Below are 14,296 nucleotides of genomic sequence, written 5' to 3' on the forward strand. Positions count from 1 at the left end.
TGGGTGAACTCGGCTTTTTACTATTTTTTTTGTGAAAGTGGAGACACCTGCCCATATTCTGCATAGGATGTAAGGATTGATAATAGGCATTAGCAGTGCCTGGTTATTCAGAACGTGACAGGAGGTTAACAACGAGTGAAAATCCATATTGTGAAGAAAGGCGAGTCGTTATACTTTATCGGCCAAAAGTATAATGTATCGCTCGAAGAGCTTTTGAAGCTGAACCCGGGTATTACGAATCCGGACGCCATTGATGTTGGCATGAAGCTGAAAATTCCTTCAAGCATCGCGGGCGGCGCAGGAGGTGGAATGGACATCATGCATCAGCATATTGTGAAACAAGGTGATACCCTTTGGAAGCTCTCGAAAGCTTGGGGCGTGCCTCTCGCGGATATGATTAAAGCGAATCCGCAGCTCAAAAATCCGAATGTATTGCTTACTGGTGAAGTTGTGAATATCCCTAAAGTAGGCGAAACCATGACTGAAGGAACTGGTGGCCAAGGTACTGGAGGTACTGGACAACAAGCTGGGCAGAGCGTGGCACAAAACACGGGAGGCCATCACGCCCTTCACCCAAGCTCAATCATGCAAGGGGTACAGGGCTGGGTCGGAAAGCTTTCTACAGCGCCTATTATTGGAAAAACACCAACAGCTCCAATTGCAGGCAAGACGCCAACTGCGCCTATTGCACCAGCACCGGTAGCCCCTGCTCCTGAAACGCCTGTTGCACCTGTACAAGAGAAAAAACCAACAGCACCTATTGTGAAGCCAGTAGAACCAGCTCCTCTTCCTGCCCCTAAGGCGGCAGCAGTTGAGCCAGCCAAAAAGGCACTGCCAATCGAAAAGCCTGTTGAGAAAAAGCTAAAACCGATTCATTCCGAATACAAGCCAAATGTTGATTTATTCAAGCAATATGGCATCCCAGCAACCGAAGCATTATCCTTGTATGATTTGCCAAAAGCACCTGAAGCAATCTCGCCAGCTGCACAACAGCCTACTTACGGAGGATATGGGCATCATCAGCCAATGATGACTATGCCGGCTCAGATGGGATATGGTTACGGGCAACCGATGACCATGCCAATTCAGTCGGGGTATGGATTTGGTCAACCAATGACCATGCCTGCTCACATGGAACATGGCTACGGTTACGGAGATTGGCATCAACCTGTGCCATTCGGAAGTACGGTAAGCCCAATGCATGAAGGCAACGAGGCGCCATTTGAGTGTCCGCCGGGGATGGTATTTGTCGGCAGTTACCCATCTCCATCCAGCATGCCAATGGGCGTTGGCCCTGAATGGGGTTATGGTTATCCAATGATAAATCCACTCCAGCATGGCATGCAGGAAAGTGGTCAAATGGTAGCCGGAACTTCTGCTTTCCCGAACCAAAGCATGGTATCGCCGCTGGCAACACAGCCGAACCAAGGCATGATATCGCCGCTGGCAACACAGCCGAACCAAAGCATGGTATCGCCGCTGGCAATACAGCCGAACCAAGGCATGGTATCGCCGCTGGCAACACAGCCGAACCAAGGCATGGTATCACCGCTGGCAACACAGCCGAACCAAGGCATGGTATCACCGCTGGCAACACAGCCGAACCAAGGCATGGTATCGCCGCTGGCAACAAAGCCGAATAAAGGTAAGGTGTCCCCTCAAGCGACACAGCCAAACCAAGGCAGTGTATCACCGCTGGCGACACAGCCGAACCAAGGCAGTGTATCACCGCTGGCAACACAGCCGAACCAAGGCGCGGTATCGCCATTTGCGGCACAGCCGAACCAAGGTGCGGTATCGCCATTTGCGACACAGCCAAACCAAGGCGCGGTATCGCCGTTTGCAACACAGCCAAACCAAGGTGCAGTATCGCCATTTGCGACACAGCCAAACCAAGGTGCAGTATCGCCGTTTGCAACACAGCCAAACCAAGGCATGGTATCGCCATTTGCAACACAGCCGAACCAAGGCATGGTATCGCCGTTTGCAACACAGCCGAACCAAGGCATGGTATCGCCATTTGCAACACAGCCGAACCAAGGGATGGTATCGCCGTTTGCAACACAGCCGAACCAAGGGATGGCTTTCCCATCGAGCATGCAGCCTGAATATGGTTATGGCTCCGGCTATGGTCATGGCGGTCATGGGAATGTAATGCCGGTTCAAGTGCAAAATGATGGCGGTTATGGTTATCCTGTAGCTGGTTTCTCCCCGTACTCACAGCCGTTTCCATCTAATCAGGGTTGGCCTCAAACAGCCGGTGTAGGCAATATGAATCAAGACGATTGCGGCTGCAAAGGAAATCGTTCTGATCAAAACACCGCAAAGGCGGCTGACGTACAAATTGAAAAACCAGCAAAGATAGTTGTACCAAAGAAATCGAACAAAAAAGCAGTTATTCGAACAGTTTCCACACGGCCTAATAAACCGAAAAAACGTGGAAATCAGCCTTGGATCAATCGTTAAATGAATGCATGCTGCCCCAAAGGTCTACTATCCTTTGGGGCTTTCTTTATTATGAATACATAATGCTAGTCATTTTTTTGAAAAAACAGGTATCGGACAAGCAGCTTAAACTATGGATTCTTACAAATAAATCGTTTTGAATATTTATGTAATTATGGCGCATACTATCAAAAAATATAAAGAAGGGGTCTTCCCTATGATGGAATTCAGCCTTTGGAAAAACTTAAAGAAACGTTTAAAGAGAAAGCGGCGTCCCGTTTGGATGTTAGGCGTTATTATGTTTTGCTTGCTATCAGGTTGGCTCTTTATCGCTAATAAAAATGTTGTCACAGCTGCACCCAAGCCATCAGCGAATCAAACGAGCGTTATTCAAGAGCTTGAGAAGAAGCTTGATGGAGCTCTATCTGCAAAGCTGCGCCTCGTATATGTGTGCGGCGAAGAATCGAAGCTTCTGGGTCAATTGATGAGTAAGGAGATTGTTCAGCTAGTGCTTGCACATCCGGAGTGGAAGGTCATGTTGAATCAAGAACAGGGCACCGTTCAGTTTGAAGAGCGTATTGAGGATTTGTCCGAGCATTGTAAAGCGAATGCGTATATGGGCGTCGACAAGAAAGGGAATCTTACACTTTATGACGGAGCTCCAAAAAAAGAAAAGGTTGTTCGAACCTTTTTCCAGCTGGACGTACGTTATATGGAGAGCAGTTTGCCGCAGGATAAGCTGGACCAGCTTACCAGAGGGATTCGGATAACCGACATGGAAGAATATAATAGTGTTCTATCCACCTATAGCGACTATGCTATTGAGCAAAATCAGAAAGTAATGAACCCAGCCTATCAGCAAGAGTAAGTGACAAAGGAGATCGCACATCATCGTGCGGTCTCCTTTCTTTATGTCTAAAGGCCGAAATATCAAACGCGCGTTCTCATTCACGCCATCTTTTGCTATAATGGATGAAGCAACTTTCAGTGAGTATGTGGAGAAAGCAGTTATTTTGAGGAGATGACCGTTTGCGCGTTCTTGGAATTGACCCTGGTTATGCGATCGTTGGATTTGGTTTCATAGATAAGATCGGACATAAGCTTACGCCCGTTCAATACGGTGCGATTCAGACGGAAGCTCATACGCCTTCAGAGCAGCGTTTGCTGCAAGTTTACGAGTCTGCGGGCGCTTTAATGGATAAATATAAGCCGGACACTGTGGGCATAGAGAAACTATTTTTTAATCGAAACGTGACGACGGCTTTTGATGTGGCGCAGGCTAGGGGCGCTATTATTTTGGCTGCTGCGCAGCGCGGATTGCCTATTGGCGAATATACGCCGCTTCAAGTAAAGCAGGCGGTTGTTGGTTATGGCAAAGCGGAGAAGAAACAAGTGCAAGAAATGGTTAAGGTTTTTTTGAAGCTTTCGGCAGTGCCGAAGCCCGATGATGTTGCCGATGCGCTCGCTGTTGCAATCTGTCATGCGCACTCGGTCGTACTCAATCAGAAAATAAATGAGGTGAAACGTTCATGATCGATTTTTTAAGAGGCAATGTCGTCCATCTAGAATCCGAATATATCGTTCTGGACGTAAGAGATACCGGCTATCGTGTATTTACTCCTAATCCGTATGCATTTGCAAAAAAAGAAGAGCCCGTCGTCGTCTATATTCATCATAACGTTCGCGAGGATGCTGTTTTGTTGTTTGGCTTTGAGACGAGAGAGGAGCAGACGCTGTTCCGCAAGCTGCTGGAGGTATCCGGCATTGGTCCGCGCGTCGCTTTGGGCATTTTGTCAGGTGGTCGACCGGATGCGGTTATAGCCGCTATTCAGCAGGAAAATATAGCGTTTCTCATTAAGCTTCCGGGCATAGGGAAAAAAACCGCACAGCGGATGATTCTAGATCTAAAGGACAAGCTGATCGGGGCGGGGCTGGATGGAGGTCTTTTGACTGCGGCAGGTGTTGCGCTTGATCTCACATCGAGCAGGCATTCAGGTCAAGGCGCAGGCACCGCTTGGCAGGAAGCAAGGGAAGGGCTTGCTGCGCTGGGCTACACAGCAGCGGAGCTTGATAAAGCATGGAATGGATTGCAGCATAGCGTTACGGCGGAGGAATCAGTCGATTCTTTGATGAAGCGGGCTTTGCAGCAGCTATTTAAAGGTTAAAGTAGGGAGATGAAGGCAGATGGATGATAGAATCATTTCCGCCAACCTGATGATGGAAGATCAGGCAGTTGAGCTCAGCTTGCGTCCCCGTTATTTAGCCGAATATATTGGGCAAACAAAAGCCAAGGAAAACTTGAAAATATATATTGAAGCAGCAAAATTGCGCAAAGAAGCGCTTGATCATGTACTGCTGTATGGGCCTCCAGGTCTTGGTAAAACGACTTTGTCGAACATTATTGCCAATGAGCTCGGAGTGAGCCTTCGCACGACATCCGGACCTGCAATTGAACGTCCTGGTGATCTTGCTGCACTGCTCACGAACCTGCAGGAAGGCGATGTACTCTTTATTGATGAAATTCATCGCCTTCATCGCACGGTAGAAGAAGTATTGTACCCGGCAATGGAAGACTTTGCACTCGATATTATGATTGGCAAAGGGCCGAGCGCTCGATCGGTTCGACTCGATTTGCCGCCTTTTACCTTGATTGGCGCGACTACAAGGGCAGGGCTTTTATCTGCGCCGCTTCGTGATCGTTTTGGAGTAGTGAGCCGATTAGAATTTTATACAATGGATGAGCTTGCGTTTATCGTGGCTAGAACAGCAGAAATATTGAACGTCAGCATTGTAGGTGAAGCGGCTTCTGAGATTGCAATGCGGTCTCGAGGAACACCGCGGATTGCGAATCGTCTTCTTAAACGAGTGCGTGATTTCGCGCAGGTGCGCGGCGACGGCGTGATTACACATGACATCGCGCGTTCGGCGCTTGAGCTGCTGCAGGTAGATAAAATGGGACTCGATCTCATCGATTTCAAAATGCTGCAAGCGATGATGACTACTTTTGCCGGCAGGCCAGTTGGCCTTGATACAATTGCAGCAACGATAGGCGAGGAAAGCCAAACGATTGAGGATGTCTATGAGCCGTATTTAATGCAAATCGGTTTTTTACAGCGAACGCCGCGAGGCCGGATTGCTACGGAAAACGCCTATCGTCACCTAGGTCTACCGATACCGGGGAGGTAGTACGCCATGAGTTCCAGAGCCAAAGGTGCCGCTGAGAAACTTTATGTTATCTATGATGGCCATTGCAATCTGTGCCTGGGTTCCATTGCGAAGCTGAAGGAGCTTCACTCTAAAGCGGATTTGCATTATGTTCAAATTCAACAGTTGGAGGCAGCAGGCAGTACGGAACAGCTAATTCCTTCCGTTGGTTTGTTGAAATTTGATGAGTTGTATGAGAAAATGCATGTTGCTGATGAGCAGGGGCAGCTCTTTGCTGGTGCGGATGGAATTGTTCGTATATTAAGAACGGTAAAGGGCTTTCGCTGGCTGTCAGTAATTTATCGAATACCTGGTATGAAAAGCATAGCTAATCGTATGTACAAATTTGTAGCCAAAAGAAGATATGAATGGTTTGGATCTACAGAACAAAGCTGTTCCGTTAATGGCTGCGATTTGCCGCAGAAGAGGGAGGAGAACTAGGAATGTCAATTAAACGGAATATGAAGCGTTATTTAATTATGACGATCGCAATTGTACTGCTTGCTACAGCATGGACAGGCTCTCCATCACAGGCAGCAGTACCAAAGCTCGACAATATCCGAGTTGCTTTGTTCATGCAATTGCCTGGGAAATACGATGATACGACAGCAGCTGCCACATTTTCATCAACGGGTGGAATGAGCATCGGTGTAAGGCAGCCTGATGGCATCAATAATTGGTTTAATGTAGATGGAGCAGCTACAGCTCGATTCGCAGTTGACAGCTTTAAAGTCAAAGTGTACGAGAGCTCAACGTTTGCTTCAGCTCTAGCTGTACAGAAACGTTTGCAAGCTTTGAAGGGGACTGCTTTTATAACCTCCCTTTCAAAAAATGGTGCAATCATCTATCAGGTCATTGAAGGTACATACAAAACAGCTGCAGAAGCTGTTACTGCGCAAACGAAGTGGAAGGGTGACAGTGAGCTGTCTAAGCTAGTTGGCGGCTCGAACTCGGTAGTTCAAGGCCCACTTCATTTGGAGAGCGGTCCTTTGACCAGCAAAGCGGATGCAATAGCAGCAGCCAGCGGCTTCGGCGCAGTTGGCCTCGATGCCTATGTTGCTATTCGTTCACAGCAAAATGGATCAGCGTACTACTCGGTAATGGTAGGGGCGGCTGTATCAGCTGCTGAGCTGCAAATTGTTAAAGCAGCTGCCGCAAATGCTTCAGGCGGAGCGGCGTTGAAGGAGGCCGATGCTAGTTCGGCTTACTTGCTCATAAGAAATGATCATACCGTAACTGTCAAAGCAGAAAGCAGTACTGAGCTGTATATGTTTGCTGGCAACGATACGAAGGTTACGGTGTCTCCAAACGGGAATGATCCAATTAAGCTAAACGAGCGGAGCGCTCGCAGCTATAGAGGACTATTTGAGCTTAGTATATTAAATGGACGGATGGCAGTCGTAAATGAACTTCCATTTGAACAATACTTGTATTCAGTTGTAGGTGTGGAAATGTACCCTACATGGCCTATCGAAGCACTTAAGGCACAAGCGGTTGCTGCACGCACTTATGCTTTAAACCGAGGATTTGGTTTCCAAATCGCACATGTCGTGGATACGACTTTAAGCCAAGCGTATTACGGTGTAGGCTCAGAGAGGCCATCAACCATTGCTGCCGTCGAAGAGACAGCAGGCGAAGTTGCAATGTACAATGGAAAAGCTATTGATGCGATCTATTCAGCCAACAGTGGTGGATTTACGGCTGATGCCAAAGAAGCGTGGGGGAATGCAGTTCCTTATATGCAGGCTGTCAAAAGCCCGGACACTTCATCGGAGGTAGGTTTGAACAATTGGTACCGCGTTGTTGTCCCTAGCGGAGCTATTGGTTATATTAGAGAGGATTTACTAGCCGAGACAGGAGAAACGACAGCAGCAGGAAGTCGTATCATGCTAGTAAATACAAACGGCACAAAAGTGCGCAAGCATCCACTTATTCAGGATACGATCCCTGTCATTGCAACGGTTGACAACGGAACACGGGTCGTTGTCCTGGATAAAAGTGTAGAATCCAATTCAATGACTTGGATACGTGGTCCTTACAGCGCACAAGAAATGTTAACTACGATTAACGGCAAAGTGAAGACTCCCGTCTCAGGTCCGCTCAAATCACTCGAAGTGAGCCTGCGCGGCGCTTCAGGACGTGCGACAGAAATTACAGCAAATGGACAAAAGCTAGCTGTTACTTATCCGATTGATTATCGTGCTGCACTAGGTGTACAAGGGTCTTTGCCAAGTACGTTGTTCCAGATTGAGGAAACCGCGAAGGTTGCTATGCTTGGTGCTGGATCAGCAACACGTACGAAGCCGTCGGATTCGAATCCTGTTTATATGATTAGTGCCGGAGGCGCAAAAACAGAGGCGGTTAACGCTAACTTGTTTATATTAAATGGCAGCGGTAATATTCGCGCAGCTACGAAGGAGCCTTCGTTCCGTTTTGTAGGGTCTGGCAACGGACACGGGGTCGGATTATCGCAATACGGAGCATTAAGCCTAGCTCAGCAAGGGTATGACTATCAATATATTTTGAAATACTACTACAAAGATGTCACCATCGCTAAGGAATGATTGAATCGATATGAACGTAGAATGGTTTGATTTTGAATTACCGGAACATTTAATTGCTCAGACGCCATTGCTTGACAGAACGGCCTCGAAATTGCTTGCATTAAACAAGCAAACAGGCGAATTGACGCACAATAGATTTACGGATTTAGAGCAGTATGTTAAGCCTGGAGATGTCCTAGTTCTAAATGACACTAGAGTTATTCCAGCCAGGTTGACGGGGATGAAGAGCGATACGGGCGCAAAGATTGAGCTGTTGTTATTGAAACAGCTTGAGGATGGCAGCTGGGATGCGCTCGGAAAACCGGCAAAACGTTTAAAGGTCGGCACCGCTCTATCCTTTGGAGATGATGGTGCAGGCAATCCGCTGCTGCGCGCTGTTGTTGAGCAAGAAGGCGAAATGGGCGGACGTACGATACGTTTTGAATATGAGGGGATATTCCAGGAGCTGCTTGACCGTCTTGGAGAAATGCCATTGCCTCCGTATATCAAGGAAAGGCTTGAAGAACGCGAGCGGTATCAGACCGTGTATTCGAAACATGCGGGGTCGGCAGCAGCACCAACGGCTGGCTTGCATTTTACGGAAGAATTTCTTCAGCGTCTGCAAGCGAAGGGCGTTAAACTCGCCTACGTAACACTGCATGTTGGACTAGGCACATTCCGCCCAATGTCCGTTGACCTTGTTGAGGATCATGAAATGCATGCAGAGTATTATGAGCTGAGTGAACAAAATGCCGAAATAATTAATGAAGCCAAACGGAGCGGGGCACGTATTATCGCTGTAGGAACAACCTCATCCCGCACGCTGGAAACTGTTGCTGCTCGCTTTGAAGGAAAAGAAATCGAAGCTTGCAACGGCTGGACATCTATTTTTATTTTCCCAGGATACGAGTTTAAGCTTGTCAATGCATTACTCACCAATTTTCATCTACCAAAGTCAACGCTCGTTATGCTTGTAAGTGCGCTGGCTGGACGAGATGCTGTCATGCACGCCTATGAAGAAGCGATTGCTCATGAATATCGATTTTTCAGCTTTGGCGATGCCATGTTTATTTACTAATTAGGAATAGGAAGCGTGAATTGTGGCTGTAAAATATGAATTAATCAAACAATGCAAACAATCAGGAGCAAGACTAGGACGTGTACACACTCCGCATGGTGTGATTGAGACTCCTACCTTTATGCCGGTAGGAACACAAGCTACTGTGAAAACGATGGCTCCAGAAGAACTGAAAGCGATGGATGCTCAAATTATTTTGAGCAACACCTACCATTTGTTCCTAAGACCGGGACATGACATTGTAAGAAATGCTGGAGGATTGCATAAGTTCATGAACTGGGATCGTCCAATTCTAACAGACAGCGGCGGATTCCAAGTTTTTAGCCTTAGCGAAATGCGTAAGATTACCGAGGAAGGCGTACACTTTCGTTCCCATCTCAATGGCGACAAAAAATTTCTTTCACCAGAAGTAGCGATGGAAATTCAGAATGCTCTTGGCTCTGATATTATGATGGCATTTGATGAATGTCCGCCATTTCCTGCCGAGCATGACTATGTGAAGAAATCGTTGGAGCGTACGACACGTTGGGCAGAGCGCTGCCTTAAGGCTCACGCAAGACCGCATGACCAAGGGCTGTTCGCTATCGTTCAGGGGGGGATGTACAAAGATTTGCGTATTCAAAGCGCAAATGAATTGACTTCCATGGATTTCCCGGGGTATGCTATTGGTGGACTGAGTGTTGGAGAGCCTAAACATCTGATGTATGATGTTCTCGACTATACGGTTCCCATTTTGCCAGCGAATAAACCACGCTACCTTATGGGAGTTGGATCGCCGGATGCATTGATTGAAGGGTCTATCCGCGGTATTGATATGTTCGATTGTGTTCTGCCAACGCGTATTGCTCGCAATGGGACAACCATGACAAGCCAAGGCAGACTCGTCATCCGTAATGCGAAGTACGCTGAGGATTATGGTCCTCTGGATCCAGAGTGCTCATGCTATACATGCACGAATTATTCCAGAGCTTATATCCGGCATTTAATTAAAGCGGATGAGACGTTCGGTATGAGGCTGACGACTTATCACAATTTGCATTTCTTGCTACAACTCATGCGGGACGTTCGGCAAGCGATCATGGATGACCGGCTTTTGGATTTCCGGGATTCCTTCTTCACAAGCTACGGCCTGTTCGATAATGAGAAAGGGTTTTGAAAGGAGGGATTTCGATGTTGCAAGCAGCAGGTGAAGCAGGATCAACAAATATCCTACAAATGATTTGGCCTTTTGTGCTTATGTTTGCGGTTTTTTATTTCTTGCTTATCCGTCCGCAGCAGAAGAAACAAAAGACTCGTGCAAGCATGCTTAACCAATTGAAGAAAGGCGATAAAATTTCAACAATTGGTGGATTGCATGGCACAGTCGTTGAGCTGAGTGACGATACGGTTGTTATTCGTGTCAACGATACAACTAAAATGACATTTGAGCGCAGCGCAATTAATACAATTATCAACTCCGCACCAGCGTCGGTTGATTTAGAGAAATAATTAAAAAAACCGACTGACATGCTTGCATGTTAGTCGGTTTTTTTTTTGTAAATGTTCATTTCTTCATATTTACGCCAATCATACCGCCAAATGCGCCTGATAAGAGAGCAGCGCCTAGAAGAAGGATGCTATGTACGGATAAGGAAGCATTTGATGCAAGAAAGCTGATAATGATAACAATTACGCCATAAAGCAAACCGAGCAGTGCGCCATTGTACCAGCCTTTGTTCTCAGAGCGTCTTCCTGATGTAAAGCCCCCCGCCAGTGCTGCGAAGCCGTGAACCAGCATGGCGTTAGAAGGCAAACTGCTTTCCTTCATTGCCGTAAAATGCAAAAGCAGTGAGAGCAGCAATGCGCCTACTGCTAGCCAAATGATTGAAAAAAGCACTCCGGCAAGCAAAGGTGAAGCGATTAAAGGCGGCTTAGGTGCTTGTTTAACCGAACTCATCATATTCCCCCCAGCGTTATGAACGTATTACTTATCCATATGGTCAAGCTAGGTAGAATAGTACAGGAATTAGCTTGTCAGTATGTATTTATGAGCAGCTTATTCCGCATTGCCATATATTCGTATAAACAGCAGGAGTATGATGTTGTAACACGTAGGTCAGAATAGCTTTACGGACAAAACGCAGCTGGCATCAGCTCGAATGATAAAGACGAGGAGGCGGTTTCCTTTGGAATTTTGGGGCCTGTTGATCCGGACGATAATGATTTATTTCGTCGTATTTCTGATCATGCGTTTTATGGGAAAACGAGAAATCGGTAAACTTTCCGTGTTCGATCTCGTTATTTCAGTCATGATTGCTGAGATTGCAGTCATTGTTATTGAAGACATGGAGCGGGCGATGTGGGAAGGCATCTTACCGATGGTCGTTTTGATGATTATTCAAGTAGGCAGTGCTTTTATGACGATGAAGAGTCGAAAGCTAAGACTGCTGTTTGATGGCAAACCAAGTGTAATTATTGACAAGGGCAAGCTGAATAGTGACGTTATGCGCAAGCAGCGGTACAATCTGGATGATCTAATGCTGCAGTTAAGGGAAAATAAAATCAGTGCTGTATCGGATGTTGAATTTGCGATTTTGGAGACGAGCGGCAAGCTGTCCGTCATACCCAAGGAAAATGCTGATGAGTCTGAAGAGGGCAGTAATGAAGGTCAGGAATCAGAGCGATCCGACAAAAAGCTGAAGCAGTACAATCAAACGAATATTTTTCCACCGAAATATCGATTTGAGATATTGCCTGTCCCGCTTATTATGGATGGCAAGGTGCAGGACAAAAACTTGGAAAATCTTGAAAAGACAAGATTTTGGTTAAAAAATGTTTTGCAGGAAAGAGGCGTCTTCGATTTTAAGGACGTGTTTTTTTGTACGATTGACTATAAAGGGAAGTTGTTTATTGATACGCATGATAAAAAACCGCGTTAAAGAGAGGGCTTATCCCTTTCTTTACCGCGGTTTTTATCATTCGATGACCTTACCATTGTTATTTAAACCAAGCTCCGAACAATGGTAAACGCACCATATCGTGGCGATCAATGATTTTCATTACGATCATCAAAATTAAATAAATGATTACGCCAGCTGCGCATGCAAGAAGTAAATTTACCCATTCCATGGAGAGCGGTTTATGATTCATCGTAAACCTGGCGGCAGCTCCCATAATAATCATAGCGGTGCCAACTTTTACAAAATCAAGCACTTTCATATGGAAGCCAATGAACCGCAATACGCTAATGCCGTGCAATAATGTGACGAGTACGATATTGACATTAATAGCGATTAAAGCACCGTATATTCCAAAATCAGCATTCGATGCAAGTTGAACGATGAGAAATAGCTTGACCACCGCACCAATTAATGTATTAATTAATGCCGTTCCCGGTTTATTTAGTGCTTGGAGTGCTGCTTGCAGGGGAGCCTGCAGATAGATGAAAATGCCAACAGGAGCGATGAGCTGGAGCATCGGAGCTATTTCGGCATGGTTATAAACGATACGGCAAATCGGTTCAGCTAACAAAGCCATAATAACAACAAAAGGCGCCCCTGAAACAAGTGCAAGCCTCATCGATTGATGCAGCCGTTTGTGAATTAACGCATGATCTCCGCGTGCAGCCGCTTCGGATAAGGATGGTACCAAAGAAACAGCAAGTGAGTAGGTTAATGCAGTTGGCAGTAAAAGCAGCGGTATGATCATTCCTTGCAATGCTCCGTATTGCGCAGTGGCGATGCCCGTTGTAATTCCTGCCGCCGCTAAACTCCGTACGGTAAAGATGGATTCCAGCAAGTAGGAGAAGGAGCCGACTAATCGACTGCCTGTAACAGGAATGGATAAGCTAAGTAATTTTCGCAATACAGGAATGTTTTTCCCTGCTTTTTCATCTGGATGACTGAGAGCTTTTTGTTTGATGCGGGATTTGTCTCTGTAGTATTTCCAAAGCAGTACGGCGAGGCCACCGATCTCTCCAAGCACGGCTCCAAGCATAGCGCCGGCAGCCGCCCATTCAAGTCCATAGGGCAGGAGCATGAAGGAAAATGATAGCGATGCAACAATGCGCAGCAAGGTTTCTACGATTTGAGATACAGCGGTCGGAATCATGTTCTGTTTGCCTTGGAAGTAACCTCGATAAACCGAGGATATGCCAATAATGAGCAGCATAGGCGTCATAACCATAAAGGTGCGGTATACGCGGGCATCCGGCAGCACATGCTTCGTTATCCAAGGTGCAAAAAGAAGCATGAGAGCGGTCAACAATACGCCTAGCGAAGTAACGAGGAGCATAGCCGTTCGAAAAATATACTTTACTCGTTTGGAATCACCTTGCGACTCCGCTTCAGCAATCCATTTGGCAACGGCAAGCGGAATGCCTCCTGTGATGAGGGTTATCATGACAGTTAGAAACGGATAGCTTAGCTGGTATAATCCAACACCCTCTGCCCCCATAATACGGGGGAGTGCAATGCGAGGAATGAAACCAAGCAGCCTGTTAATTAATCCTGCAGCAAGCAATATCATGGCGCCTTTTATAAAGTTTTGCTTTGTTTGATCCGATCGTTTTGTCATTATGTTGTACCCTCTTCTCTATCATGAAATAACCAAATGCTGCCTGATGCTGATATGAGTCGAAGTCTTTAGACAGGCATGTACTATCATCTTTATGCTCGGCATGTCCAGTTCCATGTCAGTCAATTTATAGATTAGCAATGAAGCGGGCAGGAAAAAGGCAGAGGTACAGCGAATAGATGGGATACAGCTTTATGTCATAAGCTTTTGGGAGGCGCAGCATGGCAGACGAAGAATTAAATCGTATGATTGAGGAGCTATGCAACAGCAAAGCGGAGGAATTTCATCTCATTGGCTACGAACATGTAACGGGTCAAGAGGTTTGGGAATGCGTTAGCCAGAAATATAACAAGTCGGGGCAGCCCGAACTGCATGAATTAGTAAATGATATTTTATCTTTAAAAGTTATGAAATTTATGAATTTCATGACGATAAGCGCATACAAAGGAACCCAATTTTAAATTGACGGTTT

The 14,296-nt window shown here is 46.4% G+C and carries 14 protein-coding genes; 12 read left to right on the forward strand and 2 right to left on the reverse strand.

What is annotated here, in order from left to right; genetic code table 11:
* The first annotated feature begins 135 nt into the window (after positions 1 to 135).
* From AC1DM9_RS23370 to yajC, 10 genes are all read left to right on the forward strand, one after another.
* Positions 136 to 2,466: a LysM peptidoglycan-binding domain-containing protein gene (locus tag AC1DM9_RS23370; RefSeq protein ID WP_477582453.1), complete on the forward strand. Its 2,331-nt coding sequence runs from the start codon at positions 136 to 138 to the stop codon at positions 2,464 to 2,466.
* A gap of 196 nt (positions 2,467 to 2,662) precedes the next feature.
* Complete coding sequence (locus AC1DM9_RS23375) at positions 2,663 to 3,313, forward strand: BofC C-terminal domain-containing protein (RefSeq protein WP_477582455.1); 651 nt, start codon at positions 2,663 to 2,665, stop codon at positions 3,311 to 3,313.
* A 161-nt stretch (positions 3,314 to 3,474) separates the two neighbouring features.
* Entirely contained in the window at positions 3,475 to 3,978 is a 504-nt protein-coding gene (gene ruvC / locus AC1DM9_RS23380) for a crossover junction endodeoxyribonuclease RuvC (protein WP_076270842.1), read from the forward strand.
* Positions 3,975 to 4,610, forward strand: coding sequence for a Holliday junction branch migration protein RuvA (gene ruvA, locus AC1DM9_RS23385; protein ID WP_054027250.1), 636 nt, complete (start codon positions 3,975 to 3,977; stop codon positions 4,608 to 4,610). Before ruvC ends, ruvA begins: the two co-directional genes overlap by 4 nt.
* A 19-nt stretch (positions 4,611 to 4,629) precedes the next feature.
* The gene (gene ruvB, locus AC1DM9_RS23390) at positions 4,630 to 5,631 is read left to right on the forward strand and encodes a Holliday junction branch migration DNA helicase RuvB (RefSeq protein WP_076270841.1); all 1,002 of its coding nucleotides are present in this window, start codon (positions 4,630 to 4,632) and stop codon (positions 5,629 to 5,631) included.
* A 6-nt stretch (positions 5,632 to 5,637) separates the two neighbouring features.
* Positions 5,638 to 6,090: a thiol-disulfide oxidoreductase DCC family protein gene (locus AC1DM9_RS23395; protein ID WP_477549778.1), complete on the forward strand. Its 453-nt coding sequence runs from the start codon at positions 5,638 to 5,640 to the stop codon at positions 6,088 to 6,090.
* A 2-nt stretch (positions 6,091 to 6,092) separates the two neighbouring features.
* Positions 6,093 to 8,213 carry a SpoIID/LytB domain-containing protein gene (locus tag AC1DM9_RS23400; RefSeq protein ID WP_477582457.1) on the forward strand — a complete coding sequence of 707 codons (2,121 nt, stop codon included), beginning with the start codon at positions 6,093 to 6,095 and terminating at the stop codon, positions 8,211 to 8,213.
* Positions 8,214 to 8,223: 10 nt separating this feature from the next.
* Complete coding sequence (gene queA / locus AC1DM9_RS23405) at positions 8,224 to 9,270, forward strand: tRNA preQ1(34) S-adenosylmethionine ribosyltransferase-isomerase QueA (protein ID WP_477582459.1); 1,047 nt, start codon at positions 8,224 to 8,226, stop codon at positions 9,268 to 9,270.
* Positions 9,271 to 9,292: 22 nt separating this feature from the next.
* Positions 9,293 to 10,426 carry a tRNA guanosine(34) transglycosylase Tgt gene (gene tgt / locus AC1DM9_RS23410; RefSeq protein ID WP_477582461.1) on the forward strand — a complete coding sequence of 378 codons (1,134 nt, stop codon included), beginning with the start codon at positions 9,293 to 9,295 and terminating at the stop codon, positions 10,424 to 10,426.
* A 14-nt stretch (positions 10,427 to 10,440) separates the two neighbouring features.
* On the forward strand, positions 10,441 to 10,758 hold the full coding sequence (gene yajC, locus AC1DM9_RS23415; RefSeq protein WP_076270836.1) for a preprotein translocase subunit YajC: 318 nt from the start codon (positions 10,441 to 10,443) through the stop codon (positions 10,756 to 10,758).
* 55 nt (positions 10,759 to 10,813) lie between these two features.
* Here the strand turns inward: yajC and AC1DM9_RS23420 are convergent, their stop codons facing one another.
* Positions 10,814 to 11,209, reverse strand: coding sequence for a TIGR04086 family membrane protein (locus AC1DM9_RS23420; RefSeq protein ID WP_256711052.1), 396 nt, complete (start codon positions 11,207 to 11,209; stop codon positions 10,814 to 10,816).
* Between the two features lie 259 nt (positions 11,210 to 11,468).
* Here AC1DM9_RS23420 and AC1DM9_RS23425 point away from each other — a divergent pair, with 259 nt between their 5' ends.
* Positions 11,469 to 12,188, forward strand: a complete 720-nt coding sequence (locus AC1DM9_RS23425; RefSeq protein WP_477582541.1) for a YetF domain-containing protein — start codon at positions 11,469 to 11,471, stop codon at positions 12,186 to 12,188.
* A gap of 58 nt (positions 12,189 to 12,246) precedes the next feature.
* Here AC1DM9_RS23425 and spoVB read toward each other — a convergent pair whose 3' ends face one another.
* The gene (spoVB, locus tag AC1DM9_RS23430) at positions 12,247 to 13,824 is read right to left on the reverse strand and encodes a stage V sporulation protein B (protein WP_477582463.1); all 1,578 of its coding nucleotides are present in this window, start codon (positions 13,822 to 13,824) and stop codon (positions 12,247 to 12,249) included.
* A gap of 221 nt (positions 13,825 to 14,045) precedes the next feature.
* Here spoVB and AC1DM9_RS23435 point away from each other — a divergent pair, with 221 nt between their 5' ends.
* Positions 14,046 to 14,285, forward strand: coding sequence for a post-transcriptional regulator (locus tag AC1DM9_RS23435; RefSeq protein ID WP_076270832.1), 240 nt, complete (start codon positions 14,046 to 14,048; stop codon positions 14,283 to 14,285).
* Positions 14,286 to 14,296: the final 11 nt, after the last annotated feature.

The organism is Paenibacillus sp. 01T431 (genome assembly GCF_056398625.1).

What these genes read in the sequence shown, in the direction of transcription:
- AC1DM9_RS23425 (WP_477582541.1), top strand. Translation starts at nt 11,469, where the DNA reads ATGATTTATTTCGTCGTATTTCTGATCATGCGTTTTATGGGAAAACGA.
- AC1DM9_RS23375 (WP_477582455.1), top strand. Translation starts at nt 2,663, where the DNA reads ATGATGGAATTCAGCCTTTGGAAAAACTTAAAGAAACGTTTAAAGAGA.
- AC1DM9_RS23395 (WP_477549778.1), top strand. Translation starts at nt 5,638, where the DNA reads ATGAGTTCCAGAGCCAAAGGTGCCGCTGAGAAACTTTATGTTATCTAT.
- ruvA (WP_054027250.1), top strand. Translation starts at nt 3,975, where the DNA reads ATGATCGATTTTTTAAGAGGCAATGTCGTCCATCTAGAATCCGAATAT.
- queA (WP_477582459.1), top strand. Translation starts at nt 8,224, where the DNA reads ATGAACGTAGAATGGTTTGATTTTGAATTACCGGAACATTTAATTGCT.
- AC1DM9_RS23435 (WP_076270832.1), top strand. Translation starts at nt 14,046, where the DNA reads ATGGCAGACGAAGAATTAAATCGTATGATTGAGGAGCTATGCAACAGC.
- ruvB (WP_076270841.1), top strand. Translation starts at nt 4,630, where the DNA reads ATGGATGATAGAATCATTTCCGCCAACCTGATGATGGAAGATCAGGCA.
- yajC (WP_076270836.1), top strand. Translation starts at nt 10,441, where the DNA reads ATGTTGCAAGCAGCAGGTGAAGCAGGATCAACAAATATCCTACAAATG.
- AC1DM9_RS23420 (WP_256711052.1), bottom strand. Translation starts at nt 11,209, where the DNA reads ATGATGAGTTCGGTTAAACAAGCACCTAAGCCGCCTTTAATCGCTTCA.
- spoVB (WP_477582463.1), bottom strand. Translation starts at nt 13,824, where the DNA reads ATGACAAAACGATCGGATCAAACAAAGCAAAACTTTATAAAAGGCGCC.
- AC1DM9_RS23400 (WP_477582457.1), top strand. Translation starts at nt 6,093, where the DNA reads ATGTCAATTAAACGGAATATGAAGCGTTATTTAATTATGACGATCGCA.